The organism is Sagittula sp. SSi028, from assembly GCF_048553715.1.
In the GTDB taxonomy this organism is placed as follows: domain Bacteria; phylum Pseudomonadota; class Alphaproteobacteria; order Rhodobacterales; family Rhodobacteraceae; genus Sagittula.
Genome location: NZ_JBLZNC010000014.1, coordinates 1 through 23,057 on the forward strand (window position 1 = coordinate 1; position 23,057 = coordinate 23,057).

Genomic DNA, 23,057 nt, shown 5'->3' on the forward strand with positions numbered 1-23,057 from the left:
GACCGTGAAATATGATAAGCGCCGGTACAAAAGGCGCAACAGGATCGAGATCATGTTCGGCAGGCCCAAGGACTGGCGGCGTGTCGCCACGCGCTACGACCGCTGCCCAAAAGGTCTTCCTCTCCGCCATCGCCCTCGCGGTAACCGTCATCTATAGGCTATGAGTCCTGACCCTACCACGTCGATGATGACGATAGTTGCGTGAAGGTTGGTTCTGCGCTGGCCGCAGAGGTCTCAAACAAGGATACGACAAAAAGCTTTAAGATCAGCAAAAATATACTTGAGAAGCTAACCAGTTACTTCATTGAGGCTGGATTTATGCGACCGCCCGGCGCAGAACAGCCCTTCACGGAACTTGCCAAGAGATTTGCTCGCAGGCAGATGGTCACGAAAAACCCATCGACTGGCTTTGAAATAATTAGTGGCGACGTAAAAGTAACAACTGCACCACAAAGAAATATAGACGATGAAATCCCTTTTTAAAGTCAGACATTCAGTCAGACAGGACGAGACTTTGCAAAGCCTTTTATCTGCGTATTGCTGGGGGTAGGGGTATGTAAACTTTGCAGGCGCGGCGAACGGCAGAAAAGTCTCGCAATGCCGACATCGAACGTATCAAAATGCTGCGCAACTGCTCCAATGACCGCTTCGGAGAAGCTGCGGCGCCGCGACGTTTGGTTGGATCAATATCCGCAATGGGCCGCTATTACTGCTGCGCGAAGATCTTTCTTTCGGCCATCGCCATTGCCGCGGTCATTATCTAGTGGTTGTGAACTCGGGCTTTATTCTTCTTGGGTGCTTATAAACATTCGGTCTTTTGCGGCGCCAATATGGTGGCGCATCGTCGCCTGGGCTACTTCTGGCTGCTGTAACCGAATTGCGTCGAGTATTGCGCGGTGTTCTGCAAGCACCACCTCTTGTCGGACAGGTGCGTCAAGCTGGGTCAAAGAGCGCGATAATTTTACCCCGTGGGCGATTTGCTCGCCCAAGGATTCAAGAACCATAGAAAAGAACGGGTTCTTGGCCGCACAGGCTATTGCCAGATGGAGGCGCAAATCCGCTTCAACGCCGGGGGCATTATTGTGATAAGTTTGCTCCATCTCTAGGTAGGCGGCATCTAGAGCGGCGAGATCGTCATCGTCGCGCCGTCGCGCCGCCCAAGCGGCTGCGGCACCTTCGACCTCTATACGGAATTCGTAGCACCGCTGAATATCCGAGACAGAATCCAAGGGTATGAAGCCTATCAATTCGCGATCCGGGCGGCGCAGCACATAGCTGCCAGATCCTCGTCGGGACTGTACGATGCCATCGTCACGCAAGCGGGAAAGTGCGCCCCGCACGACGGGCCGAGAAACACCAAAGGTTTCGGCCAGCATCTCCTCAGTGGGCAGCCTGCTATGTACCGGATACTCTTCTTCAAGAATCTTCGTCAGCAACTGATCATATACTTGATCTGCCAAAGAAGGTCGCCTTGCTTCTGCCAACGTGTTCTCCTTGCTCAAGAGCTAAGTCTCCGCTGTACCCCGTATAGACTGAGTTCCGCTGAATTACAGTAGCAGTGGTGGCAGGGCGAAAAAAACGCTGGGCGCCGCGAGTGTAAGCGGCGCCCCCAAAACGTGCTATTTCGCGGTTTCGACGACCGAGGGTTCTGCCGGTTTGCGAATGACCAGAAAGTAAACAAACACGAGCGTCAGCAGAACGAAGAAGAGACTATCACGATTGGTGAAGAAGGTTGTGGGGTCGCCGTTCGACAACGCAAGTGAGCGCCGGAAGAATTCTTCGAGATTTGGGCCAAGAATATAGCCCAGTAGCATCGTGATAACCGGAAATCCGTTGCGCCGCAGGTAGAAAGCCAACACCCCCATCCCCAAAGCCATGAACATCTGAAACGTCGAATATGTCGCCACGTAGCTTCCCACCACGGCCAGCAGCGCGATCACGGCATAAAGCACATCTTTGCGCACGGAAACGATCTTGATGAAGTAAGGCCCAATCAACCACAGTGTCAGCGGGATAAGCACCACGGCACTGAATAGAAGCGCGGCCAACATCGGAGCGATCAACCCAGCCTGACCCGCCATCAATTGTGGCCCGGGCTGGATACCGTTTATCACCAGAACCCCCAGCATGATTGCGGTGATCGGATCGCCAGGAATGCCGAAGGTCAGCATGGGTACCATGGCGCCGCCACAAACTGCATTGTTGGCACTCTCCGAGGCGGCGATACCTTTGGGATTGCCCTTGCCAAAGGTCTCCGGCTCCGTCGATGTACGCATGGCCTCGGTATAGGCAAGAAACGAACCCATTGATCCACCCGCCCCTGGTAATGTGCCGACAAAATAGCCGATAAGGCAGGATTTTAAATAGCAGCCGAGTCCAATTTTGCGGATATCCGAGAGGGGCGGCAGGAAATCACGGCGACGGATCTTGACCTTGTTTGCGGCCGCCGCAGCAGCGGCAATGTCCGTTCTTGTGCTGGCTTGGGTCAGAACTTCGGCAATGGCAAAGGTTCCGATAATGACGGGCATAAGGTCAATACCAGCGGTTAAGCTGGCAAACCCATATGTAAAGCGGGTGATCGGCTCCATCGCATCTAGGCCGACAGTTGCCAGCATCAGTCCAATACAGGCCGCAAGCCCTGCTTGGGGGATCCGGCCCCGCTGCGCAATCACCACGACGATCAATGCAAAAGCCAAAAGTGAAAACTTGCCCGTAGTTTTTACCAGAAGCGAGAGTTCGGCGACAAAAGGCGCGAGTGCAATTAACAGTAGCGCCCCTAAAGCGCCACCGATCATCGAGCCGAGCGCCGCATGGCCAAGCGCCAAGGCGCCTTTTCCTTTTAGCTGCAACGGGTAGCCGTCGAGGGCCGTCATCATTGAAGACGGTGCGCCGGGAATGTTGATCGTGGTGGCGGTAATCGACCCGCCTGTCATGCCAGCCATGTAAATACTGGCACAGGCCATCAGTGCGGTTTCGACGCTCAGCGTATACGTTAGCGGCAGCAACAGAGCCATTGCCAACGTCGCAGTCAGGCCCGGAATAGCGGCAAAAATGGTCCCGATTATAAAACCGGATACGACATAGATGAAGTTCACTGGATCAAACAGCAAAGAGAAGCTGTTAAAAACGAGGAAAATGAAATCCATATCTCACCCCCAAAGCGTCGGCAGACGCACCCCGAAAAGTTGTTGAAACAAGCCAAAGGCAATCGCGACAATGGCAGCAGATATGGCAAGCTTTAAGATCAGCTTTTCGAAAGATGAAAAGAGCAAAATCAGCGCAGTCACAAAAAGGAATGACGACAGAAAGTAGCCAAGTGGTTTAAACGCCACGATGTATAGAAAGATTGCCACGACCACCCAGATATGAGTAGTGGTGGACTTTTCGGTGCATGGCTCGTTCTGGGCATCATCTTCGGCCCGTAGGGCTTGCATGATCAGAAGACTACAAAAGAATATGGCCGCCGCGCCGACAAGGAGCGGAAAGAAAGCAGGCGTCAGCCCATCTTCGGTAATTGGCGCGCCGAGGCCAAGGGCCGTGACCAGATAACCAACCGATACTGCAAGCATGATATACAGAAACATTAGTTGCCTGTTAAAGAGCATCGTCTTCTCCGGGGATGTAAGTAAGTGGGCGACCAGCGGGTCGTGCTTTTGGGCGCGCCTTCCAGCCCGCCTGGGACCGCAAACTGGGGTTGTGGCACTCCGCAGTAGATCCGTGTTCACGGCGTTTTCGAGCTAATCCGAGATCATGTCTTCGGCTGATGGTGCCGAAGACATGAAAGATGAGGAGCTTACAATTCCAGTTCGTCCATCAAGGTGAACGTCTTGGTTTGCACCTCGTCAATCCAATCGAGAACCTCATCAGAGCCCAGCCAATCAGCCGTCACACCAATCTGCGCAAGCCAGTCTTGGAACTCCTTGCTGTCGTACGCAGCCCGGAAAGTACTTTCCAAGGTATCGATCGCCTCGTCTGGCGTATTGGCCGGAGCGGCCAGTACAATAAAGCTGCCGGTTTGCAGGTCGTGCCCTTTGGATTTCAATGTTGGTACGTCAGTGTACGTGGCATTCTGTACAGAAGTCAGCTCCACCACACCCTTAGCATCTCCAGAGGAAAGAAGGCCACTGAAGTCACCCAAGCTCGAAATGGCTGCATCCAGCTCGCCCGAGAGCAACGCTTCAGCTTCTGCGCTGGACGAACCTGCGTATGTGATGACGTTAAAATCCACGCCAAGCAGTTTTTCCAACTGCATCGCGGATAGGTAAGGGCCAGAACCTTTAGGGGCTACACCGAGCCGTACTTCGCCGGGGTTCTCCTTTGCACGCGCAATCAAGTCTTCATAGCTTTCAATGCCGGATTGTTTAGAAACAACAATTGCATCAGCCTCTGACGTGATACGGGCTATCGGCTTCATTTTATCAAGTGAATAGCCTGGCACCATTTCTCCGCGGGGCAGCGTAATCACGCTGTCATATGTTAAAACACCAACGGTATGACCGTCGGGACGGGCGCTGGTCATCTGGATCAAACCAGTCGCGGTGACGGCACCGGCGATATTCTCCACATAGATCGATTTTGGCAGATCTTGTTCAGCTATATTGCTGATTTTGCGCGAAATCGCGTCGGCGCCGCCACCCGCGGGCCAAGGCACGATCAAACGGATATCACGTGTGGGGAAATCTGCCGCCGCGACGGATGTCCCCAGAACCGCGATCCCAAGCGCCATTCCAAATGCAGATTTCAGACTTTTATAATACATTTTTCTTTTCCTCCTCCAAAGATATCGTGTGCCAAATGGCGTCCGGCGCCCGCTGAGCAGACCGCAAAAGCCGTGCATCAAAAGCTCGGTTATTTGTCGTTGCGGCCTGCGCAATTGGGCCAGATAAGCAGGCTGAAGAAGAGTGACCGCATTCAGCGTGACACGGCCGCAATCTTCACCAGCCCCTTTTCGTTACATTCGGAAATCGCATTCGCCACGTCTCCACTGCGGTAAATGCGAAACCTTCTCTCCCTGTTCGCCTCACCGAAAGGTCGCTTTAGAAAGGCGTTTGTCGGTTTAGCTAGGATCAGCCTATGCTCAGAAATTTTACAAATCAATACAAATTATCGAAATTTATAGCCTCAAAGTTGCGATTTAGGCGTAATTTGTAAAGCAAGTGGACATTTGCTCGGGTTGTATCCCTGAAAGCCGTCGCACGTCATCTTGGAAAAAGCGATACAGGAACCCGTGATGCATGGCCAATTAGGCCTGCCACTTTCCTCGCGGCAGGCCTGATGGCTCAATCTGCTGTCATCCTTCTAGCAGATCGTCGGGCAACAAGGCTTCCGGTAGATTTTGGTAGCAAACCGGACGCAGGAACCTGCGGATCGACAATGTGCCCACGGACGTGGCTCCGAAATTTGTGGATGCCGGATAAGGGCCGCCGTGAACCATCGTATCCGATACTTCCACCCCGGTCGGGAATCCATTGGCCAACACGCGTCCAGCCATCTGCTCTAGGATAGGCAAAAGCGTACGACCCAAATCGATGTCGTCATCGTCCATTTGCAGGGTTGCCGTGAGTTGACCTCTAAAGTCGGCTGCCACCGCTTGCATTTGTTCGGCGTCCTTTACGCGAACAACCAATCCCAGCGGGCCAAACACCTCCTCTGACAACTCAGCATTGGCCATCCAATTTTCGGCGGTAACGTCAAACAGGAAAGGCGCTGCAGAACGGCCTTCGCAGGTGCTGGTCAGCAGGCTTTTGACACCGGCCCCTTCGGACACGCGCTTTGCTCCGGCGCGATAGGCGTCTGCCATGCCGTCGGTCAGCATTGTCTGCGCAGCGACCGCTTTCAGAGCCTCGCTGGCGGCATTCACAAATGTATCTGCGTCAGGCCCATCTATCACGATAGCAATTCCGGGGTTGGTGCAGAACTGGCCCACTCCCATGGTCAGGCTTGCGGCCCAGCCTGTCCCCAGAGCTTCGCCCCGGGCGGCTGCTGCACTAGGTAGCACGAACATTGGATTAACACTGCCCAATTCGCCGAAAAACGGTATTGGCTCAGGGCGCCGTGCGCAAAGGTCAAAGAGCGCCCGACCGCCGCCGAGGCTCCCGGTGAAGCCCACGGCTTTGATTCGGGGATCAGTGACGAGCGCCTCGCCCACCGCGCGGCTCCCCCCTTGCACGAGGCTGAAGATTCCACCTTCCATGCCGCGCTTGGTCAAAGCGGCGACGATGGCATCGCCGACAATTTCACCGGTGCCGGGATGCGCACCATGACCTTTCACGACCACCGGGCATCCTGCCGCCAAGGCCGCCGCAGTGTCGCCCCCCGCTGTCGAGAAGGCGAGTGGAAAGTTTGACGCGCCAAAGACGGCAACCGGCCCGATGGGGCGTTGCATCATCCGCAAGTCCGGTCGCGGCAATGGCTGACGATCTGGCAAAGCAGCGTCGTAACGCCGGTCCAGGTAGGCACCATCGCGGATGTGGGCGGCGAACAGGCGCAATTGACCTGTCGTACGGCCGCGCTCACCCTCCAGCCGTGCCTCGGGCAAACCGGTTTCGGCGGTGCCAATCGCAGTAATGTCCGCCCCACGAGCATCGATCTCGTCTGCAATGGCCTCCAGCAATAGCGCCCGCTCCTCGCGGGATGTGGCCGCAAACCCGGTAGAAGCGGCTTGGGCTGAGGCACAGGCCTCTGCGATCAGAGCAGGGGAGCCGGCCGAGAAACTGTGCGCGGGGCCGGTGGCGGGCGTCGAGGAGAACTTTTCTTCGGCACCGACACGCTTGCCAGCAATCAGGTGGTCGCCATGGGGTTTATATGTCATGTTTATCGTCCTACCTTTTCGCGCCATGCATTGAATTTCACGATGCTCTCGTCATCAGTGCCGGGATACAGACCGATGATCCCCGCGCCGTTGTTGACCTGCTCAAGGACAAAATCCTCATAGGCTTCCATCTCGGTGCATTCGGTCGCAATCTCGTCGGCGAGATGTGCGGGAATGACCATGACCCCATCGCCATCCCCCAACATCACATCCCCGGGAAAGACGGCAGCGTCACCGCAGGAAATCGGTACGTTGATGTCGATCGCCTCATGCAAGGTCAGGTTCGTCGGCGCAGAAGGTCGCGCGAAATACGCGGGCATGTCTAGGCTGCCGATCCCCGCTGCGTCACGCACACCGCCATCCGAGACAACGCCGGCAGCGCCGCGCTGTTGCAGTCTGGTGATCAGGATCGAACCCGCAGTCGCCGCGCGGCAATCCTTACGGGCATCCATCACCAGTACATGCCCCTCGGGGCAGGTTTCGACCGCCACACGCTGTTTGTGGTCGCGATTCCGGAACACGGTGATCGGGTTGCGATCCTCACGCGCAGGGATGTAGCGCAAAGTAAACGCCGGGCCGACCATTGTCACCGGCTTGCGTTCAACCGGTGTGACTCCTTGTACGAATTGGTTGCGCAGCCCGCGCTTGTAGAGTGCTGTCGCCACTGAGGCGGTTGACACCTTGCGGAGCTTTGCCCGTGTTTCGTCAGACAGAATACATTGGTTCATTGTTTCTTCCTCATGTGTAGTGCCGAGCGCTCAAGGAAAGGCCTGCCTCGGCAAGCCTCCTCTCACCTTGGCAGCGACACCGCTCTGACCCGGGAACTTTACAAAGCGTTATACCGCTCGCCCGAAAGCCTTCACTGACGAGCTACAGGCTGCAGTCATATTTGTCAATATTTGTAATCAATATGTCATCTGGATGCGGAAATAGACGGGTGAAGGCGACATATGCTGCACTAATTTTTACAACACCTACCTACTCGGTTTCTGCGAACTCCTGCGCCCGAACGCTCTGGAAGATGCGTCATTTCGACACGATGGATGTAGTCGATACACGGCTTGGAAAGGCAAGTGGCTGCCTTTGCAGGTCGGAAGACGCGCCAATTCCGAGATAAATCTAGAACGTTGAGCCCGAGGACTTCCATGACCTAGAGAAGTTGGTCCCAAACGATTGCTTAGGCCTCGGCATCCTCCCGCTCAAGCAACTTGAAGGCCCTATCTGACCCGTTCCCAGAAGGACGCTTTTCGCGCATGGTCGGCTCGCAATCGCGCCATATAGTCGATATGCGACAGATGCGGGCCGTAGTCGGTGATAGTGTTGTCCGCAGCAGCGCAGCTTTGCAGGTGACGGGAGGCATGACCGTAGCGTCCTTTGCGCTGGCGGGTCAGGGCAAAGTCGATCATCGCGCGCCAGAGAAGGACGGCCTGCAGCGGGTGTTGCGGGGCAAGGGCTTCGGCCAGCGGGGTCAGGATCTCGTAGCTGTCGCCATCGATCTCGGCATGGCGGGTGCCGATCAGCTGCGCGGCGAGGGGCATGTCGCGGGTCGTGAGGCAATAGGAGAGCGCGTCTTCAATCGGCTCGTAAGCCAGCACGACTTGGCGGGCGGCGTCCTCGGCCTCGATGTCGTCAAAGTCGGGCAAAAGCTTCAGATGGTGGCGCAGGGCGTCTGGGCAGAGCCGTTTGGTGAACCGTTGCCACAGTGCCTGAAGCAGCGCGTGCTTTCGGCCCAAAGCGTCGAGGCAGGCGAAATGCACGTCGTCCAACTCGCGCGGATCGAGCCAGTCGCTGGTATAGTCCGCGATGGCTGTCTCGATCAGCATCAGGGCCTCCTCGGCGCGACCGGCCTCCAACAGGCGGGTCGCGGCGGCGGGGGCGATGGTGTGCAGGGTCAGCTGCTCGGGCGTGTATTGCGCCAGCCACGTGTCCACGTCGCCTTGCTGATCGGCCACGTCCTGCAGGATGATCTCCAGCGTGCGGTTGCGCCATTGCCGGGCGCGGGTCTCGCGCTCCGTCTTGTTCGAGATGTAGTCGTATTGCGCAAGATCAGCGGTGGTGAGCGGGGCGTCGCGGGCGGTCTCCGCGCGGGCCTTTAGCGTGGCGAGGCCGGTGGGTCCAAGCGCGGGGGCAAGGGCATGGATCACATTGTCAAAGGCGCCGTAGCCGTCCTCGGTCAGAGCGTCGAAGATGTCATCGGCCAAGCTTTCGGGGTTGGCGTCGAGCCTGTCCGCCAAGCGCCCGATGGCCTCCATCGCGCCGCGCATGGTGTCGCCAATCGTGCCCCAGCTGTCGTCAGTGCGCTCATAAATGCCCTCTGCCAGTTGCAGCTGGGACCAGAACAGCTCGAACGCCTTATCTGGCGCATCTGGCGCGATACGCGTCTCGATCAGCTGCACGAGGTTCGAGAGTTCCTGCCCGAGCTTCTTCTGAGACTTACGCGAGATGAAGGACCTGCCGCGACGGACCTGCGCAAAGCGTTTACGGACATCGGACGCCACCGCTTCCGGCCCCTGATCGGCGGCGAGCGCCATGCGCACACGCCGCTGGCGGGCGGCGTCCCCCTTGACCGCTTCGAGCAGCAGTTCTGCCAGCGTCTCGGCCCCGAGCGCGGTCAGGTTGGTCTTGTTGAGGGGCTTGCCTGCCATAATCTGCCTTTTACCTCCGGTGAGGTCACAAGATAGGCGACGCTCTGGGTAGCACAAGCAGGTGGTCGTATAAACTGAAATGCTTTGTTAACCGTGGCAAGAAAGGTCGCGCAATAAAGGCTGGGCTCGACTAGAAACTGGCCCGATCATCTGCGTTGTTTCAACTGGGCTTGGGAATCGCTTCGCAATCATTGCAGAAATTGAAGATATCTCCTGCACGGGTCAGCCAAATATCGTCGCGATGTTGGCAAATGTGCTGCAAAACGCGACGCAAAGCGCGAAGCCGGTAGGGCTGGCCCACGAGATACGGGTGGAGCGCAATACCCATGACCAGGGGCTGCGCCGCAGATTGCTCCAGCATCTCGTCAAAATTATCCTGAATAATCTTCGCAAAAGTATCTGCCCCGTCCTTGCGGCCAATAATGGACGGAATGTCATTGGCCTCCTGCGGATAAGGAATGGACAGAAGCGGGCCATTTGATGTTCGCATCCAGATCGGCTGATCGTCCATTGCCCAATTCAATGTGTAATCATAGCCCGCAGCCTTTAGAAGGTCTGGTGTGACTGGGCTTTCCGCTATCCAAGGCGAAAGCCAGCCACGTGGCTGAACGCCTTCAGCATGCCGCAGCACTTCAGTTGCCTCCTCGATCAGCCTTTTCTCTTCTGTTTCCGACAATGTACTCTGGCGCTCAGAATTGGTACGGCCATGACCGACGATCTCGTCTCCGCGCCTCCGATACGCCTCCATCAGTAATGGAGCATAGTCATACATTGCGGAGTTGGCGAGCACGCTGATCGGCAGTTCGAGCGCATCGAACATATCAAGCATTCGCCATGCACCCACCCGATTACCGTAGTCCCGCCAAGCATAGTTCAAGATATCTGGTTGGGGCCCGCCAGGCGCGAGCTCTGCTCCCAGTCCCTCGCCGAATGCAAAATGCTCAAGGTTTAGCCCGATATATACCGCCAACCGTTTCCCGCCGGGCCATTCATAATCGGGGCGTGCGGAAATTGCGCTATAGTCATAACGTCCATGACTTTTCAGGTGTGTCAAAGAGGGGCCTCCGCAAGACCGGCTTTGTCGAGAAGAATTTCAGCGCTGTCATTCCAGACCTGTGTGCTTTGGATCTTTCCGTTACGCACAACAAAAACGTCGATGTAGCGATTGGTCTCGAACGCGCTGCCGTCGAGCCACTCCCCGAATAAATAGCCGGTATTGTAAACATGCACATCATCGGTTTCCGGGTCGAGTGCCGCATCAGTGCGCAAAAACTTCTTTTTCACCCATTTGTATCGCTTGGCGTTAAAATCGGTGCAATCCGAGGGTTTGGAAAATTGCCGGCCACCGGTAAATATTATAGATAGCCCGTCAGAAACGTACTGGGCGGCGCCTTCTGGGTCCGGAACCATTGACCGCTCCAAGTAGGCTTCAACAATGGCTTTGGCGGCGGCTACGGGGTTGGTGGCGATATCCATTCATAACTTTCTTGCAGCGAGTTTAGGAACGCCACACATGCCATAAGTTCCATTTAAGGCGTGTGTGGGAGATGGTGTGACCAGATCAGTTCAGTGCAACGTCGAGCATCCGTTCGGAAACCGGCGGTAGAAATGAGCCGTCGAAAATTTCAGAAGCAGCAGGCGTCGCGTCCAGGCCGTAACCCTCAACAATGAGATCAATGGATCGGGCCAAACGCTCTTCCACGAGACCGCCAATCCCAGTCTCGGCAGTTTCGGGATGGTTCATCAATTTTGTCAAAGCAAATTCAAGACGGGCGCGTTCCAATTCGGCATTCACAAGATTGTCGAATGCGACAATAGATTCGACAGCCACATCCTGATCCTTGGTGATTTCCATTGTTGCTTTTGTGACGGCACGGACAAGCCCGGCGACGGCTTCGGGGTTTGCCTCTAACAACTCTTGCGACACCATCATCCCGTTTGAATAAAGATCCATGCCGTAGTCTTCGTAGTTCAACCAAGTGAAATCTTCTGCTGGGTCTTTGCGGTTGGCGATCAAGTTAAACCAGCTAGAGACAGTAAAGGTATAAGCACCATCAATATCCCCGCGAATTAGCATCGGCTCTTGCAGGTTCGGCGCGAGGGATTCGTAGGCCACAGTATCGGTATCAATGCCATTGAGCCGTGCAAATACAGGAAAGAGACGGGTCGTTGGCGTTCCCTGTGCGCCGCCCAACGTCAGGCCTTCAAGCTGTTTCGGCTCGGTGATGTCACTGTCCTTTGGCACTGCAATCGCAAACGGCGGTCGGTTCCACATCTGGAATACCATAACCGGCGCCTCACCGGGACGGGCAGACGCATTCTGAATGATCGCGTTGATATCGCCGAAACCCGCATCATATGCCCCGCCCATGATACGCGTAATCGTCGCGGCAGAGCCTTCGCCTTGGTCAATCGTCACATTCAGGCCCTCATCCTCAAAATAGCCCTTGTGCAGGGCCACCAGAAACGGCGCATCGGATCCTTGGGTTTTCCAGCCAAGGGTAAACTTGATGTCGGTCATTTCGGCAAAGGCCGGAACAGCACCGAGCACGATGCCGACAGCGGCAGCAATCATAGAATGTTTCATAGTTGTCATCCCTTGTTGGTGATCATTTATTGAATAGTGATAGACTTTTACTTCGGCGGACCGGCTCACGTGATCGCAATGTCGTTGCCACGTGTGGCCCATCCGGTGATGCGACGTTCGAGCAGCGAAAACAGCGCGTACAGAACAACCCCCATAATCGCGAGCAATATCAAACCGGCAAAGACCAACGTGACTTGGAAGTTCGAAGAGGCGGCCATCATCACGAATCCAATCCCCTTGTTGGATGCAACTGTCTCTGACAGCACCGCGCCGACAAAGGCCAAAGTGATCGCCACTTTCAGGGAGGCAAAGAAATATGGCATTGCGCGCGGCAGCCCCACGTTCCAGAGGATCTCTGTCTTGGAGGCACCCATCGTTTTAAGCACGTCTTCGAGCTCGGGTTCGGTGGTGGCAAGTCCGGTGGCAATATTCACCACGATCGGGAAAACGCAGATGACCATGGCCGTCAGGATTGCGGGCGTGGTGCCCGAGCCGAACCATAAAACAAAAATTGGCACGACGGCGACTTTTGGGATCGATGAGAAGCCGACTAGCAATGGGTAGGCCACTGCGTAAGCCACCTTGGACGTTCCGACGATTACTCCAAGTGTAACGCCAATGGTCACGCCGAGCACAAAACCGATCAGCGTCGAAGACAAAGTCTGTAAAATGTGCGGCCACAAAACTGGAAAGCGGTCGTACATCGTGACCAGAATTGCGGACGGTCGCGGCACAACAAGATCTGATACGTCGAGCATGATGCAGAGAATTTCCCACAAAAGGAAAAATCCGATGATAAGCGAGATCGAAAGAAGACGGATACGTACGCGGTCAGACATAAAGCGGCCCTCAGGAACTACGGACCTGTGCGATCATCTCGCGCAGACCTTGGGTCATTTCAACGAATTCGGGGCTGTAGATCATGCTGATGTCACGCGGGTAAGGCAGCGTAACCTGCTCGTCCGAAATCACCCTGCCTGGTCGCGCGCTCATCACGCAGATCCTGCTGGCGAGGAAACCGGCTTCGCGCAGATCATGCGTCACCAAAAGAACTGTCGGCGCTCGATTGATATAGAGATCCTGCATCGTTTGCCACAGCTCTTCGCGAGTGAACTGGTCTAGAGCGCCAAATGGCTCATCCAGAAGCAAAAGATCAGGTTCATGTATAAGCGCACGGCACAGGTTTGATCTCTGCAGCATACCACCGGACAACTGCCACGGATAGTGGTTGGCAAAGTCACTCAGTCCCACCTGCTTTAACAAGGTGTGAACGCGGTCCCGATAGGCACCTCGTTTGTCCTGCCGGAATGTGTGCTTGAACGGTTCAACGATCTTCAGCGGCATCATCACATTTTGCTCGATCGTCAACCAGGGAAGCATGGTCGGGTTCTGAAACGCCATGCCGATACGTAGCGCACGAACCGACGCCTCGCGCGCCCCAACCAGCACGTTCCCTGACGATGGACGGATCAAATTGCTGACCAGTTTCAGGATAGTCGACTTGCCACAGCCCGACGGCCCTACGAGAGCCAAAAACTCCCCTGTCTCCATTTTAAGCGATGTTGGGGACAGCGCTGTAACAGCCTTATCGCCGCTGCCAAAAACAACAGAGGCCTGCTCCAACGCAATAGCAGGGCGGGAATGGACAGGCGTTGGCTTGGCGTTGCGGGCGGCCTTCGCGGGAATGGTAGGTGTGATGTTCATGCGAAAAGCGTGCCTTACAAGCACGCAAAGGCGAAGAACATAAGTAAACGAACGTTGAATTAACTTTGTGACTGCATGATTTTTATGCTGCGGGTGCAGCAAACCCTGCCCATCGGGTCACTCTCGAAACAATTTGATGCGTTGGTGGAGGCTTCAACCACCGAAAAACCTTTACGATTCGCGATGGGCTACAGCAGCCGCGATCAATTCGACTACATGAGTACGCCGCGCCTTGCGCCAATCAGTTGATGACAGATCTGTTCCGAAGGTAGCCGAAAGTGTATGCATTGCATTGATATGATGCGCACTTAAAGCGACCATGCTGACGTACAACTGCATTGCATCAATCCCGGGCCTTATTTCACCTGCCCGCGCTCCGCGCTTAAGAACTCCGTCTAATTTCCTGATCAATGGGTTCGAAAGCTCACTAATTTCCGGCAATTGATGAACGAAACGCCCATCCAGCAAATTTTCACTTCGAGTGATCGATACGAATGCAGGGTTGCTGCTAAAGAAATCGAACGTAAACTCGGCAAGCTTTAGAACTGCATCGCAAGGCGACGAAGCCTCGAGATTCAGCTCATTTTCACGCGACCGAAGCTCGGCGTAGATGCTTCGTAAAGCTGCCAGATAAAGATCGTCTTTGCTGCCAAAATAATGGTATATCAATCTTGGGTTACAACCCGCACGCTGTGCGATCGCCTGAATCCTAGCACCGCCATAACCGTTTGCCGCAAACTCAGATAGAGCAGCCTCCAGGATTTCTCCCTTGGTCCGTTCCGGATCCCGTGATCGAGGTTCCTGTCGGTTGCTTGTGTTCCTGGCCATAGGCGCAGCGCTACCAGATCGACTGACCCTCGCCAAGCTGTGAATAGGCAAGCGGAAACTGAGTCCAACCCCAAACTGCACGCTAACTATGACAGCCAAAGGCATCCGCCGGCTTGTTTGTAACTGCTGGACAGGTGAGCGGTCGTACCCGAAGGTTTGGGGCGCAGGAAAACGGAAATTCGCCGTTTTCCCGCCTCTGTGCTGTCTCACAGCTGGAACAGGCCCAAGCCATTCACCACGTCGCGCTTTGTCTCCTCGGTGCGTTGCCGCGCCCGTTCCGTGCCATCTTTAATGACCTTAAGAACGTACGCCCGATCTTTGGAAAACGCCGCACGGCGCGCACGAATTGGGGCGATGAGATTCTGTAGGATCGTCTCCAGCCGCGCTTTGATCTTGCCATCACCAAGTCCGCCACGCTTGTATTGGGCTTTCAGTTCGGCAAGCTCATCTTGATCGGGATCGAAGGCGTCGAGATACGTGAAGACGACGTTGCCCTCGACGCGACCGGGGTCTTCCACACGCAAATGGTTCGGATCTGTGAACATCGCCCTGACAGCACTTCGGATTTCGTCGGGCGAGGCGGAGAGAGGAATGGCGTTGCCTCCGGATTTCGACATCTTGGCCTTGCCGTCAATACCGGGCAATCGGCCCGCCTTGGGTATGATCGCTTGGGCTTCGGGCAGAACGTCGTGGCCTGCGGTCGCATTGATGCGTCGCACGATCTCGTTGGTTTGCTCGATCAGCGGTGCTTGATCAGCCCCGACCGGCACAATCGTTGCTTTGAATGCCGTGATGTCCGCCGCTTGTGCCGCAGGATAACACAGGAATCCCGCAGGAATGTCGCGTCCGAAGCCGCGCGCGCGGATTTCATCCTTGATTGTCGGGTTCCGTTCCAGCCGCGCGACGGTCACAAAGTTCAGATAGAGCATCGTAAGCTCGGCCAGCGCCGGAAGATGCGATTGCACGCAGATCGTGCAGCGATCGGGATCGATCCCCACGGCCAGATAATCCAGCGCGACCTCTACCACGTTGCGCTGCACCTTCGCCGGGTCATGGGCGTTGTCGGTCAGGGCCTGGGTATCGGCCAGCAGCAGAAACTGCTCATGGCTGTCCTGAAAGCGCAGCCGGTTTGCGAGCGAGCCTGCATAGTGCCCGATGTGAAGCGGCCCTGTGGTGCGGTCGCCCGTCAAAATGGTTGGTTTGTTCATTTGTATCTTCCCATGAAACGAGAGGCGACGCATCGGGAAGCTCGGAAAACAAAAGGCCGCCCGTGCGGCGGCCTCGGAATACAATTGGTCATCCGGCCACCCAGTTAGGAGGCCAGCCACCAAGTCATTGCGATGAATACAACGTTTTCCATTCGGGCTGCGTACCTGTGGCAAGGTTGCACGTCAACAGAATGATGTGACGGGACGACGGCCAGCATGCGGGGTGTCTCGCTCCGGTTCATCTGAGATAAATGCTCCGGTATGACGCCGATTGGTTCCGGGAAGCGTTGAAAGACAAAGGGATACGCGCTTGCATCCCTGGCCGGAAACCGCGGAAGAAACCGGTAAAATTCCCCTCTCGGGCCATCACTGCGTGATGCTCTGTCGGGCGGTGGACGCCACGCATCTGAGTGTCCATCGCACGGCGTCCAGCCTGGGCGGAATGAAGGGGGGCGTGGACGGCTGTTTCACTGTCCGGGACTGCGCAGCAATGGCACGAAAGGGGGCCGTACCAAAGGCGGTATGAACACGAAGCTGCAAGCCGTCTGCGACAGCCAGGACCGGCTCATCGACCCGTTCCTATCGGACGAACCCGTCAGCGACTACATCGGGGCGCATGCGCTCGTTAGCGGGCTGCCCGACGTGGAATGGCTTCTCGGTAATTGCGGCTATGATGCTGGATAGTCCAGAGAAACCGTGCAGGACAAGAAGGTACGTCCTTGCATCCAAGGTCGGAAGAAACGGAAGACGCCCGTCCAGTACGACAAGCGGCGGTAAAAACGCCGCGATCGAACAAAGATCATGTTCGGAAGGCTCAAGAACTGGCGGCGCGGTGCAACGCGGTACGACCGATGCCCAAAAACTTTCGTCTCGGCGATCGCACTCGCCGCAACCGTCATCTTCTGGCTGTGAGTGGGAATGAGTTCTGAGTCTAGGTCTGTGCCTCTGAGGCTTTGCGCGTCAGGTGTTCAAGGAAATTTGGGTGCGTTTTGTACTACGGCAGCGCCCGTGAATTTGGCCCATCGCGGTCATCGGTCAGTGAATTATCTTTTGAGGAATGACTTCATACCTCAAAAGATAATTCTGGGTAACTGTAAATTTTCAGATACTTAGGGTGCGTCTTTCTGAGGGCGTGCCGCAGCCGCGCCAACATTCAGGGGTTTGCCTGCAGGCTGATATGCCAGATGCGGCCTATTTCGCACCCACGATGTGTCCCTTTTAGAGGATCGGTATCTGCGAGGTTGCGTTCATTGCGTAGGGCCAATCGGTTTCGTGCTCTCGCGTCCAGCGGGAGGCTTTTCCGTACCTGGTCGTCAGGCGCCCCAACTCCTGTCAACTGTTCGGTTTGACTGGAGTGAACGAAGTAGTCACGTGGCACGCAAAGAAGCCGCATACTGGGTGTTTGAGGTGCAGTTTCGGTGGGGCAGGGCGGCTTGCCTAGCAAATCTTAATTTTGCTAGGCAAGACTTCTGGGCGTTGGTCGGCTTGGCGAACTTGCCCTGCATTTTGATAGGGGCAGGGGCACTCCCGCCACTTGGGTTTGGCTACGTCGGCCGTTCACTAAGCGCGTCATCTCTGCACCGCAGCTGTGCCAAGTCCACATGTGATCATGGTGCAGCGTTTTCAAAGGGTGAAGGGTGGAAATGCGGGACCTTCCTGCCATTAGCTGCAACGGTTCGATCCGCGCCGCGCTTGCGAGGCGTTCTGCTGGAAGGGCGGAGAGCTGCCGTTCGCTGCGTCCTCCACGAACGGCAGCGATGCGCAGGAAACGGCGCGATGCCTGATGAACTGGTGTCTCATTGACACGCGTCTCAAGTCGTCGCTTCACAGGGGGCGATTGCCGTCTCAATGAAGGCACGGATGATGTGGAGGTGTGTTTTGTCCTTGGCATGAACCAGTTGCGTGGCATAGCGCTCTGGCATCTCCCTTATGGGGCTATGCGGCAGGCTGAGGCTGTGGTGGGCCGCACCATCCAGAAAGATACCCACGCCCACACCATGCAGAACGGCATCCTGCATGAGGGAAAACGTCGCGGTGCTGATCACCTTTGGCAGCGACAAGCCCAGCGATTGCAGTCGGTCGCTGACCAGCCGCCGGGTGAAAGACCCTTCCTCGGGGAGCAGCACCGTTTCGGCAGCCAGCTGGGACAAAGTGATCTCTTCGCGCTCAGACAGCGGATGCCCTTGGGGCAGATAGGCCATGTAAGGCACCCGCTCCATCTCGTGCTGGATGCAATCGCCCAGCCCCTTGGGTTCGGTCAGGAAGGCAATGTCGCATTGTCGGTCGCGCACAAGCCGCATGGAGGTCGTCCAGTCCCACAGGCGAAACGAGATCTGGACGCCGGGATAAAGCGCCTTGAACCGACCGATCGCCCCAAGCGCGGGTCGGGGCGAATTGGCGATGATCGACAGGTGCCCCTCGTCGAGGCGGCTAAGCCCGGAAATCCGTTCATCGACTGCGGTTGCCAGTGTCAGCAAGGGTTCTGCAAGATCGAACAGCTCTTGTCCCGTGGCCGTCAGCCGCAGCCCTTCGCGTTCGCGGATCAGAAGCGTCTGGCCGATGTCGGCCTCCAGCCGGGCCACCTGCTGCGAGACGGCCGATTGCGACACCCCCAGACGCTGCGCGGCGCGGGAAAAACTGCCCTCGCGGGCGGCATGGGCGAAAGGAATCAGTCGGGGCAGGTGCTGGCTCATGCGCCGCACTCTCGCAGCCATTAGCCTCACTTATATGACGTCACGAAACTGCCAATGGCGCTGAGGCAGGGTGCCCGCAACGACGCGACAGGGATTCGGAGGCGGATCATGCAGGGCTTGCAATTGCAGGGCATCACCAAGCGCTTTGGCGAGACCGAGGTGCTGAAACGCATCGATCTGGATATTCGCGGTGGCGAGTTCCTGACGCTGGTCGGGCCGTCGGGTTGCGGCAAGTCCACGCTGCTGCGCATCATTGCCGGGCTGGAGGCGCCCGACGCCGGACAGATCCGGCTGGGCGACCGCGACGTGACTGGCTTGCGCGCGGCCGAGCGTGACCTTGCCATGGTGTTCCAGAGCTACGCGCTTTACCCGCATCTGACAGTGGCGGAAAATATGCTGACACCCTTGAAGCTGCGCAGCCTTGGCCGTGCCGCACGGCTGCCCGTCATTGGCCCGATGCTGTCGCGACAGGACCGCGCGGCGTTGATGGACCGGGTGCGTACGGTGGCCGAAGTGCTGAAGATCACGCCGCTGCTGGACCGCAAGCCGGGGCAATTGTCCGGCGGTCAGCGGCAACGCGTGGCGCTGGGGCGGGCCATGGTGCGCGAACCGGCGGCCTTCCTGATGGACGAGCCGCTGTCGAACCTTGACGCAGCCCTGCGGGTCCACATGCGGGCGGAACTGTCCGGTCTGCATCGCCAGTTGCAGCGCACCTTCATCTACGTGACCCACGATCAGGCGGAGGCGCTGACCATGTCCGACCGCATGGCGGTGATGATGGGGGGCGAGATCCTGCAACTGGGCACGCCCGCCGCGATTTACGATGATCCCGACGATCTTCGGGTGGCGCAATTCGTGGGCTCTCCGGGCATCAACCTGCTGCTGGGAGAGGTGGATGGCGCGGGCCGTGTGACCTGTTCCGGCCAGCCGCTGATGCGCGCGTTGCATGGCGCCACACCCGGGCCGGTGACCGTAGGGCTGCGCCCCGAGCACCTGTCCCTTGTCCCAGCCAGCGCCGACACGCTGCCCGGCACCGTCACCTTTGCCGAGAACCTTGGGGCGGACACCTATCTGCATGTGGCGGTGGAGGATGGCGCGCACCGCGTGCAATTGCGCGTCGACAGCCATGTGGCGGCAGCGCTGCCGCCCGGCGCGCAGGTCCACCTGCGCCAGCACCGCGGCGAGGCGCTGGTCTTTGACGCCGCTGGCCGCCGCCTGCGCTTTGCCGAGGCCCCGGCCCGCCAGCCGGAGATCGCCTGATGCGCCCCCCCACCCAAAGCCGCGCGCACCTGTGGTTCATCGCGCCCGCGCTGATCCTGATGGCGCTGGTGCTGATCCTGCCCATCGGGGTCGCGGGCCTCATGAGCTTTACCGATTATTCACTGGGCAACGACGGGGCGCGCTTCGTCGGGCTGAAGAACTACGAGGACATCTTCTCCCGGTCGACCTATGCCAAGATGTTCGGCGCGACCCTACGCTATGTCGTCGTGACCGTGCCGCTGTCGGTGGCCTTGGGCCTAGGCGCGGCGCTGCTGGTGAACTCGGTCACGCGCTTTTCCAACGTCTACCGGACGATCTATTTCCTTCCCGTGATGGCCGCGCTGATCGCCATGGCCATCGTCTGGGAATTCACCCTGCATCCGCAGATCGGACTGGTGAACACCACGTTGAGCCGCGGCTGCGGCACGGTGCTGGAGCTTTGGGGCTGGTACGCGCGCGGCTGTGCCGATGGTTTTCCGCTGTGGCTTGGGGATCGCGATACCGCGATCTGGACGCTGTGCTTTATCGGCATCTGGCAGGGCTTCGGCTTTAACATGGTGCTGTATCTTGCCGGTTTGACGGGCATCCCGCGTGACCTGTACCACGCCGCCGAGATGGACGGCGCAAAATCGGGTTGGGATCGGTTCCGGCTGGTGACATGGCCGATGCTGGGGCCAACCACCGTCTTCGTCGTGACGATCAGCGTCATCCGGTCTTTCCAGGTCTTTGACACGGTGGAGGCCCTGACCCGCGGCGGCCCGGCCAAATCCACCTACGTCATGATGTACGCCATCTTCGAGAAGGCGGTGAAACAGAACCTCATGGGGCTGGGTGCGGCGATCACCGTGATCTTCCTTGTCTTCGTCATGGTGCTGACGCTGGCGCAACGCTGGCTCGTGGAACGGAGGACGCATTATGTCTGACGCAACCCTCACCGCTTCGGCAGAGCACACTACGCTGCGCTTTGACTGGATCGAGACCCTGAAGCACGTGGTGCTGATCCTTGGCGCGGTGATCGTGCTGCTGCCTTTCTACGTGATGGTCAGCTACTCGTTCAAATCGCAGGCCGAGATCGAAGGCCGCCTGCCCACCGGCTTTTTCGGCGCGCAAGAGCTGATGCTGGATCACCGCTGCGCCGTGCGCGCAGCGCCTGACCGCGACGACATTGCCGCCGCCGCGCAGCGGTTTCCGGGCGCGTCAGAGCGCGAGATTGCCACGGCCCTGACCCAAGAGGCCGAAGCCGGCTGCATGGAGCGGCCCGTGATCTACAACTATACCACCGCCTTCACCGAAGCGCCGCTGCTGCGCTACCTGTTGAATGGCGTGATCGTGACGGTGAGCATCTTCCTCATTCAGGTGCTGGTCGCGCTGCCCTGCGCCTATGCGCTGGCAAAGCTCAGGTTCTGGGGGCGCGAGGCTGTCTTTGGCCTTGTGCTGTTCTGCCTGCTGATCCCGGTCCATGCCATCGCGCTGCCGCTCTATGTCGGGCTGTCGAAGCTGGGGCTGACCAACAGCTATTCCGCGCTGGTGATCCCCTGGACGATCTCGGTCTTTGGCATCTTCCTGATGCGGCAGTTCTTCATGACCGTGCCGGACGACCTGATCGACGCCGCCCGCATGGACGGGATGAGCGAATATGCCATCGTCTGGCAGGTCATGCTGCCCACTGCCGTTCCTGCCCTGCTGGCCTTTGGGATCTTCTCGGTGGTGGCGCATTGGAACGACTACTTCTGGCCGCGCATCGTCATCACCGGTGACCGTAGCCTGTTCACGCCGCCGCTGGGCATCCGCGAGTTTCGCGCCGATCTGGATGGCTCGCTTTATGGGCCGATGATGGCCACCGCCTGCGTGATCGTGACCCCGCTGATCGTGGCCTTCCTCGTGGCGCAGCGGCGCTTCATCGAGGGGATCACCCTGTCGGGCATGAAATAGCGGGATGCCCGTGAGGGCACCCCGCACACCGAAATCCCTGCAACTGGGATCAACACGGGACCGAACAATCGCCAAACCACCCGGTCCCCGGCATTGGAGGAAGATATGCTGCAAAAGACCCTGACCGCAATGGCGCTCGCGCTCTCCGCGACCGCTGCCGCCGCCCAAGAGCAGGTCGAGATCGACTTTGCTTACCCCTATTCGTCGCTGTTCGACGTGACCTATGAAAAGATCATGCCGCTGTTCAATGCGGCGCATCCGAACATCAAGGTCAACATCCGCGCCGCTTACGAGAACTACGAGGACGGCACCAACACCATTCTGCGCGAGGCCACCGGCGGCGATCTGCCGGACGTGACCATGCAGGGTCTGAACCGTCAGGCGATCCTCGTGGAAAAGGGCATCGCCAAGTCTCTGGAGCCCTTCATCGCGCAGGAAGCCGATTTCTCGAAGGACGGCTACAATCAGGCGATGCTGTCGCTGGCGACCTTTGATGACGCGGTCTACGGCCTGCCGTTCTCGGTCTCGCTGCCGGTGGGCTATTACAACATGGACCTGATGGCCAAGGCGGGCATCACCTCGGAGGATCAGCTGCCCAAGACGTGGGACGAGGTCGCCTCTGTCTGTGAGACGCTGATCGCCGAGGGCGTCGAGGTGCCGATGTTCTGGGGCTGGAACATCACCGGAAACTGGTTCCTTCAGGCGCTGATGTGGAGCCAAGGCCAGCCGCTGATGGAGGGCAACGATTTCATGCTCGACACGCCCGAGGGACTGAAGGCGCTCCAGACCATGGACATGCTCTTTGACCGCTGCCAGATGCCGAACTATTCGACCACCGATGGTCAGGCGGCCTTTACCTCGGGCAATGCGGCGATGATGTTCTGGTCGACTTCTGCCGTGGGCTCGGTCGAGCGTGGCAAGGCCGATTTCACCTTTGCCACCCATGAATACCCCGGCATCGACGGCGCGCCGCAGGGCCTGCCCGCTGGCGGCAACGCGGCGCTGCTGACCTCCACCTCCGACGATCCGGCAGTGCTGGAGGCCTCCTGGGCCTGGCTGACCTTCATCACCTCCGGCGAAGGCGCGGCCGAAGTGGCGCGCACCACCGGCTACATGCCGCCGAACTCCGCCGCCAACGAGATCATCCTCGCGGACTTCTACGAGGCGAACCCGACCAAGGCGACCGCCGTGCGCCAGATCGACCTGCTGTCCGACTGGCAGGCCTACCCGGGCGACAATGGCCTCGCGATCACGCAGGTCATCTATGACGCCATCGAAGGCATCGTGACCGGCGAATACGACGACATGGAAGAGCTTCAGATCGAGCTGACCGAAGAGGTCCGGGACCTGCTGCCGGGCGACAACTCCTAAGCCATTTCAGGCCCCCGG

General features: G+C 57.9%; 20 protein-coding genes and 3 pseudogenes. 8 read left to right on the forward strand and 15 right to left on the reverse strand.

The genetic code is table 11. From position 1 onward, the window contains the following. Together ACN5AZ_RS17440 and ACN5AZ_RS17445 are read left to right on the forward strand one after the other, a co-directional pair. Positions 1-164, forward strand: a pseudogene (locus ACN5AZ_RS17440) (transposase); the annotation flags it as partial. Positions 165-201: 37 nt separating this feature from the next. Further along, positions 202-483 (forward strand): hypothetical protein, encoded by a 282-nt coding sequence (locus ACN5AZ_RS17445; protein ID WP_419430185.1) that lies wholly within the window; start codon positions 202-204, stop codon positions 481-483. Between the two features lie 299 nt (positions 484-782). Here ACN5AZ_RS17445 and ACN5AZ_RS17450 read toward each other — a convergent pair whose 3' ends face one another. The 14 genes from ACN5AZ_RS17450 to trpS all read right to left on the reverse strand — a co-directional run bounded on the left by ACN5AZ_RS17450 (position 783) and on the right by trpS (position 15,783). Next, a complete protein-coding gene (locus ACN5AZ_RS17450) occupies positions 783-1,502 on the reverse strand; it encodes a FadR/GntR family transcriptional regulator (RefSeq protein ID WP_419430186.1) in 720 nt (239 codons plus the stop codon). A gap of 117 nt (positions 1,503-1,619) precedes the next feature. After that, positions 1,620-3,146: a tripartite tricarboxylate transporter permease gene (locus ACN5AZ_RS17455; protein ID WP_419430187.1), complete on the reverse strand. Its 1,527-nt coding sequence runs from the start codon at positions 3,144-3,146 to the stop codon at positions 1,620-1,622. 3 nt (positions 3,147-3,149) lie between these two features. Further along, the gene (locus ACN5AZ_RS17460; RefSeq protein WP_419430188.1) at positions 3,150-3,584 is read right to left on the reverse strand and encodes a tripartite tricarboxylate transporter TctB family protein; all 435 of its coding nucleotides are present in this window, start codon (positions 3,582-3,584) and stop codon (positions 3,150-3,152) included. A 209-nt stretch (positions 3,585-3,793) separates the two neighbouring features. Beyond that, positions 3,794-4,759: a Bug family tripartite tricarboxylate transporter substrate binding protein gene (locus ACN5AZ_RS17465; protein WP_419430189.1), complete on the reverse strand. Its 966-nt coding sequence runs from the start codon at positions 4,757-4,759 to the stop codon at positions 3,794-3,796. A gap of 531 nt (positions 4,760-5,290) precedes the next feature. Beyond that, positions 5,291-6,811 carry an aldehyde dehydrogenase (NADP(+)) gene (locus tag ACN5AZ_RS17470; RefSeq protein WP_419430228.1) on the reverse strand — a complete coding sequence of 507 codons (1,521 nt, stop codon included), beginning with the start codon at positions 6,809-6,811 and terminating at the stop codon, positions 5,291-5,293. Between the two features lie 2 nt (positions 6,812-6,813). Then, on the reverse strand, positions 6,814-7,539 hold the full coding sequence (locus ACN5AZ_RS17475; RefSeq protein WP_419430190.1) for a ribonuclease activity regulator RraA: 726 nt from the start codon (positions 7,537-7,539) through the stop codon (positions 6,814-6,816). 489 nt (positions 7,540-8,028) lie between these two features. Beyond that, positions 8,029-9,456: a DUF6880 family protein gene (locus ACN5AZ_RS17480; protein WP_419430191.1), complete on the reverse strand. Its 1,428-nt coding sequence runs from the start codon at positions 9,454-9,456 to the stop codon at positions 8,029-8,031. A 160-nt stretch (positions 9,457-9,616) separates the two neighbouring features. Further along, positions 9,617-10,510 (reverse strand): polysaccharide deacetylase family protein, encoded by an 894-nt coding sequence (locus ACN5AZ_RS17485; protein WP_419430192.1) that lies wholly within the window; start codon positions 10,508-10,510, stop codon positions 9,617-9,619. Further along, the gene (locus ACN5AZ_RS17490; RefSeq protein ID WP_419430193.1) at positions 10,507-10,932 is read right to left on the reverse strand and encodes a nuclear transport factor 2 family protein; all 426 of its coding nucleotides are present in this window, start codon (positions 10,930-10,932) and stop codon (positions 10,507-10,509) included. The genes ACN5AZ_RS17485 and ACN5AZ_RS17490 overlap by 4 nt, the downstream gene beginning before the upstream one ends. Positions 10,933-11,017: 85 nt before the next feature. Then, positions 11,018-12,043, reverse strand: coding sequence for an ABC transporter substrate-binding protein (locus ACN5AZ_RS17495; protein WP_419430194.1), 1,026 nt, complete (start codon positions 12,041-12,043; stop codon positions 11,018-11,020). 65 nt (positions 12,044-12,108) lie between these two features. Continuing rightward, a complete protein-coding gene (locus tag ACN5AZ_RS17500) occupies positions 12,109-12,882 on the reverse strand; it encodes an ABC transporter permease (protein WP_419430195.1) in 774 nt (257 codons plus the stop codon). 10 nt (positions 12,883-12,892) lie between these two features. Beyond that, positions 12,893-13,747, reverse strand: coding sequence for an ABC transporter ATP-binding protein (locus tag ACN5AZ_RS17505; protein ID WP_419430196.1), 855 nt, complete (start codon positions 13,745-13,747; stop codon positions 12,893-12,895). Positions 13,748-13,918: 171 nt separating this feature from the next. Continuing rightward, a complete protein-coding gene (locus ACN5AZ_RS17510) occupies positions 13,919-14,575 on the reverse strand; it encodes a TetR/AcrR family transcriptional regulator (RefSeq protein WP_419430197.1) in 657 nt (218 codons plus the stop codon). A gap of 206 nt (positions 14,576-14,781) precedes the next feature. After that, entirely contained in the window at positions 14,782-15,783 is a 1,002-nt protein-coding gene (gene trpS, locus ACN5AZ_RS17515) for a tryptophan--tRNA ligase (protein WP_419430229.1), read from the reverse strand. Positions 15,784-16,043: 260 nt separating this feature from the next. On the opposite strand from trpS, the pseudogene ACN5AZ_RS17520 reads away from it, so the two are divergent. Continuing rightward, a pseudogene (locus ACN5AZ_RS17520) lies at positions 16,044-16,145 on the forward strand (IS5/IS1182 family transposase); the annotation flags it as partial. A gap of 29 nt (positions 16,146-16,174) precedes the next feature. Further along, positions 16,175-16,695: pseudogene (locus tag ACN5AZ_RS17525) on the forward strand (transposase); the annotation flags it as partial. Between the two features lie 899 nt (positions 16,696-17,594). Here the strand turns inward: ACN5AZ_RS17525 and ACN5AZ_RS17530 are convergent. Further along, a complete protein-coding gene (locus ACN5AZ_RS17530; RefSeq protein ID WP_419430198.1) occupies positions 17,595-18,476 on the reverse strand; it encodes a LysR substrate-binding domain-containing protein in 882 nt (293 codons plus the stop codon). Between the two features lie 108 nt (positions 18,477-18,584). Between ACN5AZ_RS17530 and ACN5AZ_RS17535 the strand changes: the two genes are divergently transcribed. From ACN5AZ_RS17535 to ACN5AZ_RS17550, 4 genes are all read left to right on the forward strand, one after another. Beyond that, positions 18,585-19,736 carry an ABC transporter ATP-binding protein gene (locus tag ACN5AZ_RS17535; protein ID WP_419430199.1) on the forward strand — a complete coding sequence of 384 codons (1,152 nt, stop codon included), beginning with the start codon at positions 18,585-18,587 and terminating at the stop codon, positions 19,734-19,736. Further along, a complete protein-coding gene (locus ACN5AZ_RS17540; protein WP_419430200.1) occupies positions 19,736-20,659 on the forward strand; it encodes a carbohydrate ABC transporter permease in 924 nt (307 codons plus the stop codon). The genes ACN5AZ_RS17535 and ACN5AZ_RS17540 overlap by 1 nt, the downstream gene beginning before the upstream one ends. Continuing rightward, on the forward strand, positions 20,652-21,668 hold the full coding sequence (locus tag ACN5AZ_RS17545; protein ID WP_419430201.1) for a carbohydrate ABC transporter permease: 1,017 nt from the start codon (positions 20,652-20,654) through the stop codon (positions 21,666-21,668). Before ACN5AZ_RS17540 ends, ACN5AZ_RS17545 begins: the two co-directional genes overlap by 8 nt. A gap of 105 nt (positions 21,669-21,773) precedes the next feature. Beyond that, positions 21,774-23,039, forward strand: coding sequence for an ABC transporter substrate-binding protein (locus tag ACN5AZ_RS17550; RefSeq protein ID WP_419430202.1), 1,266 nt, complete (start codon positions 21,774-21,776; stop codon positions 23,037-23,039). Positions 23,040-23,057: the final 18 nt, after the last annotated feature.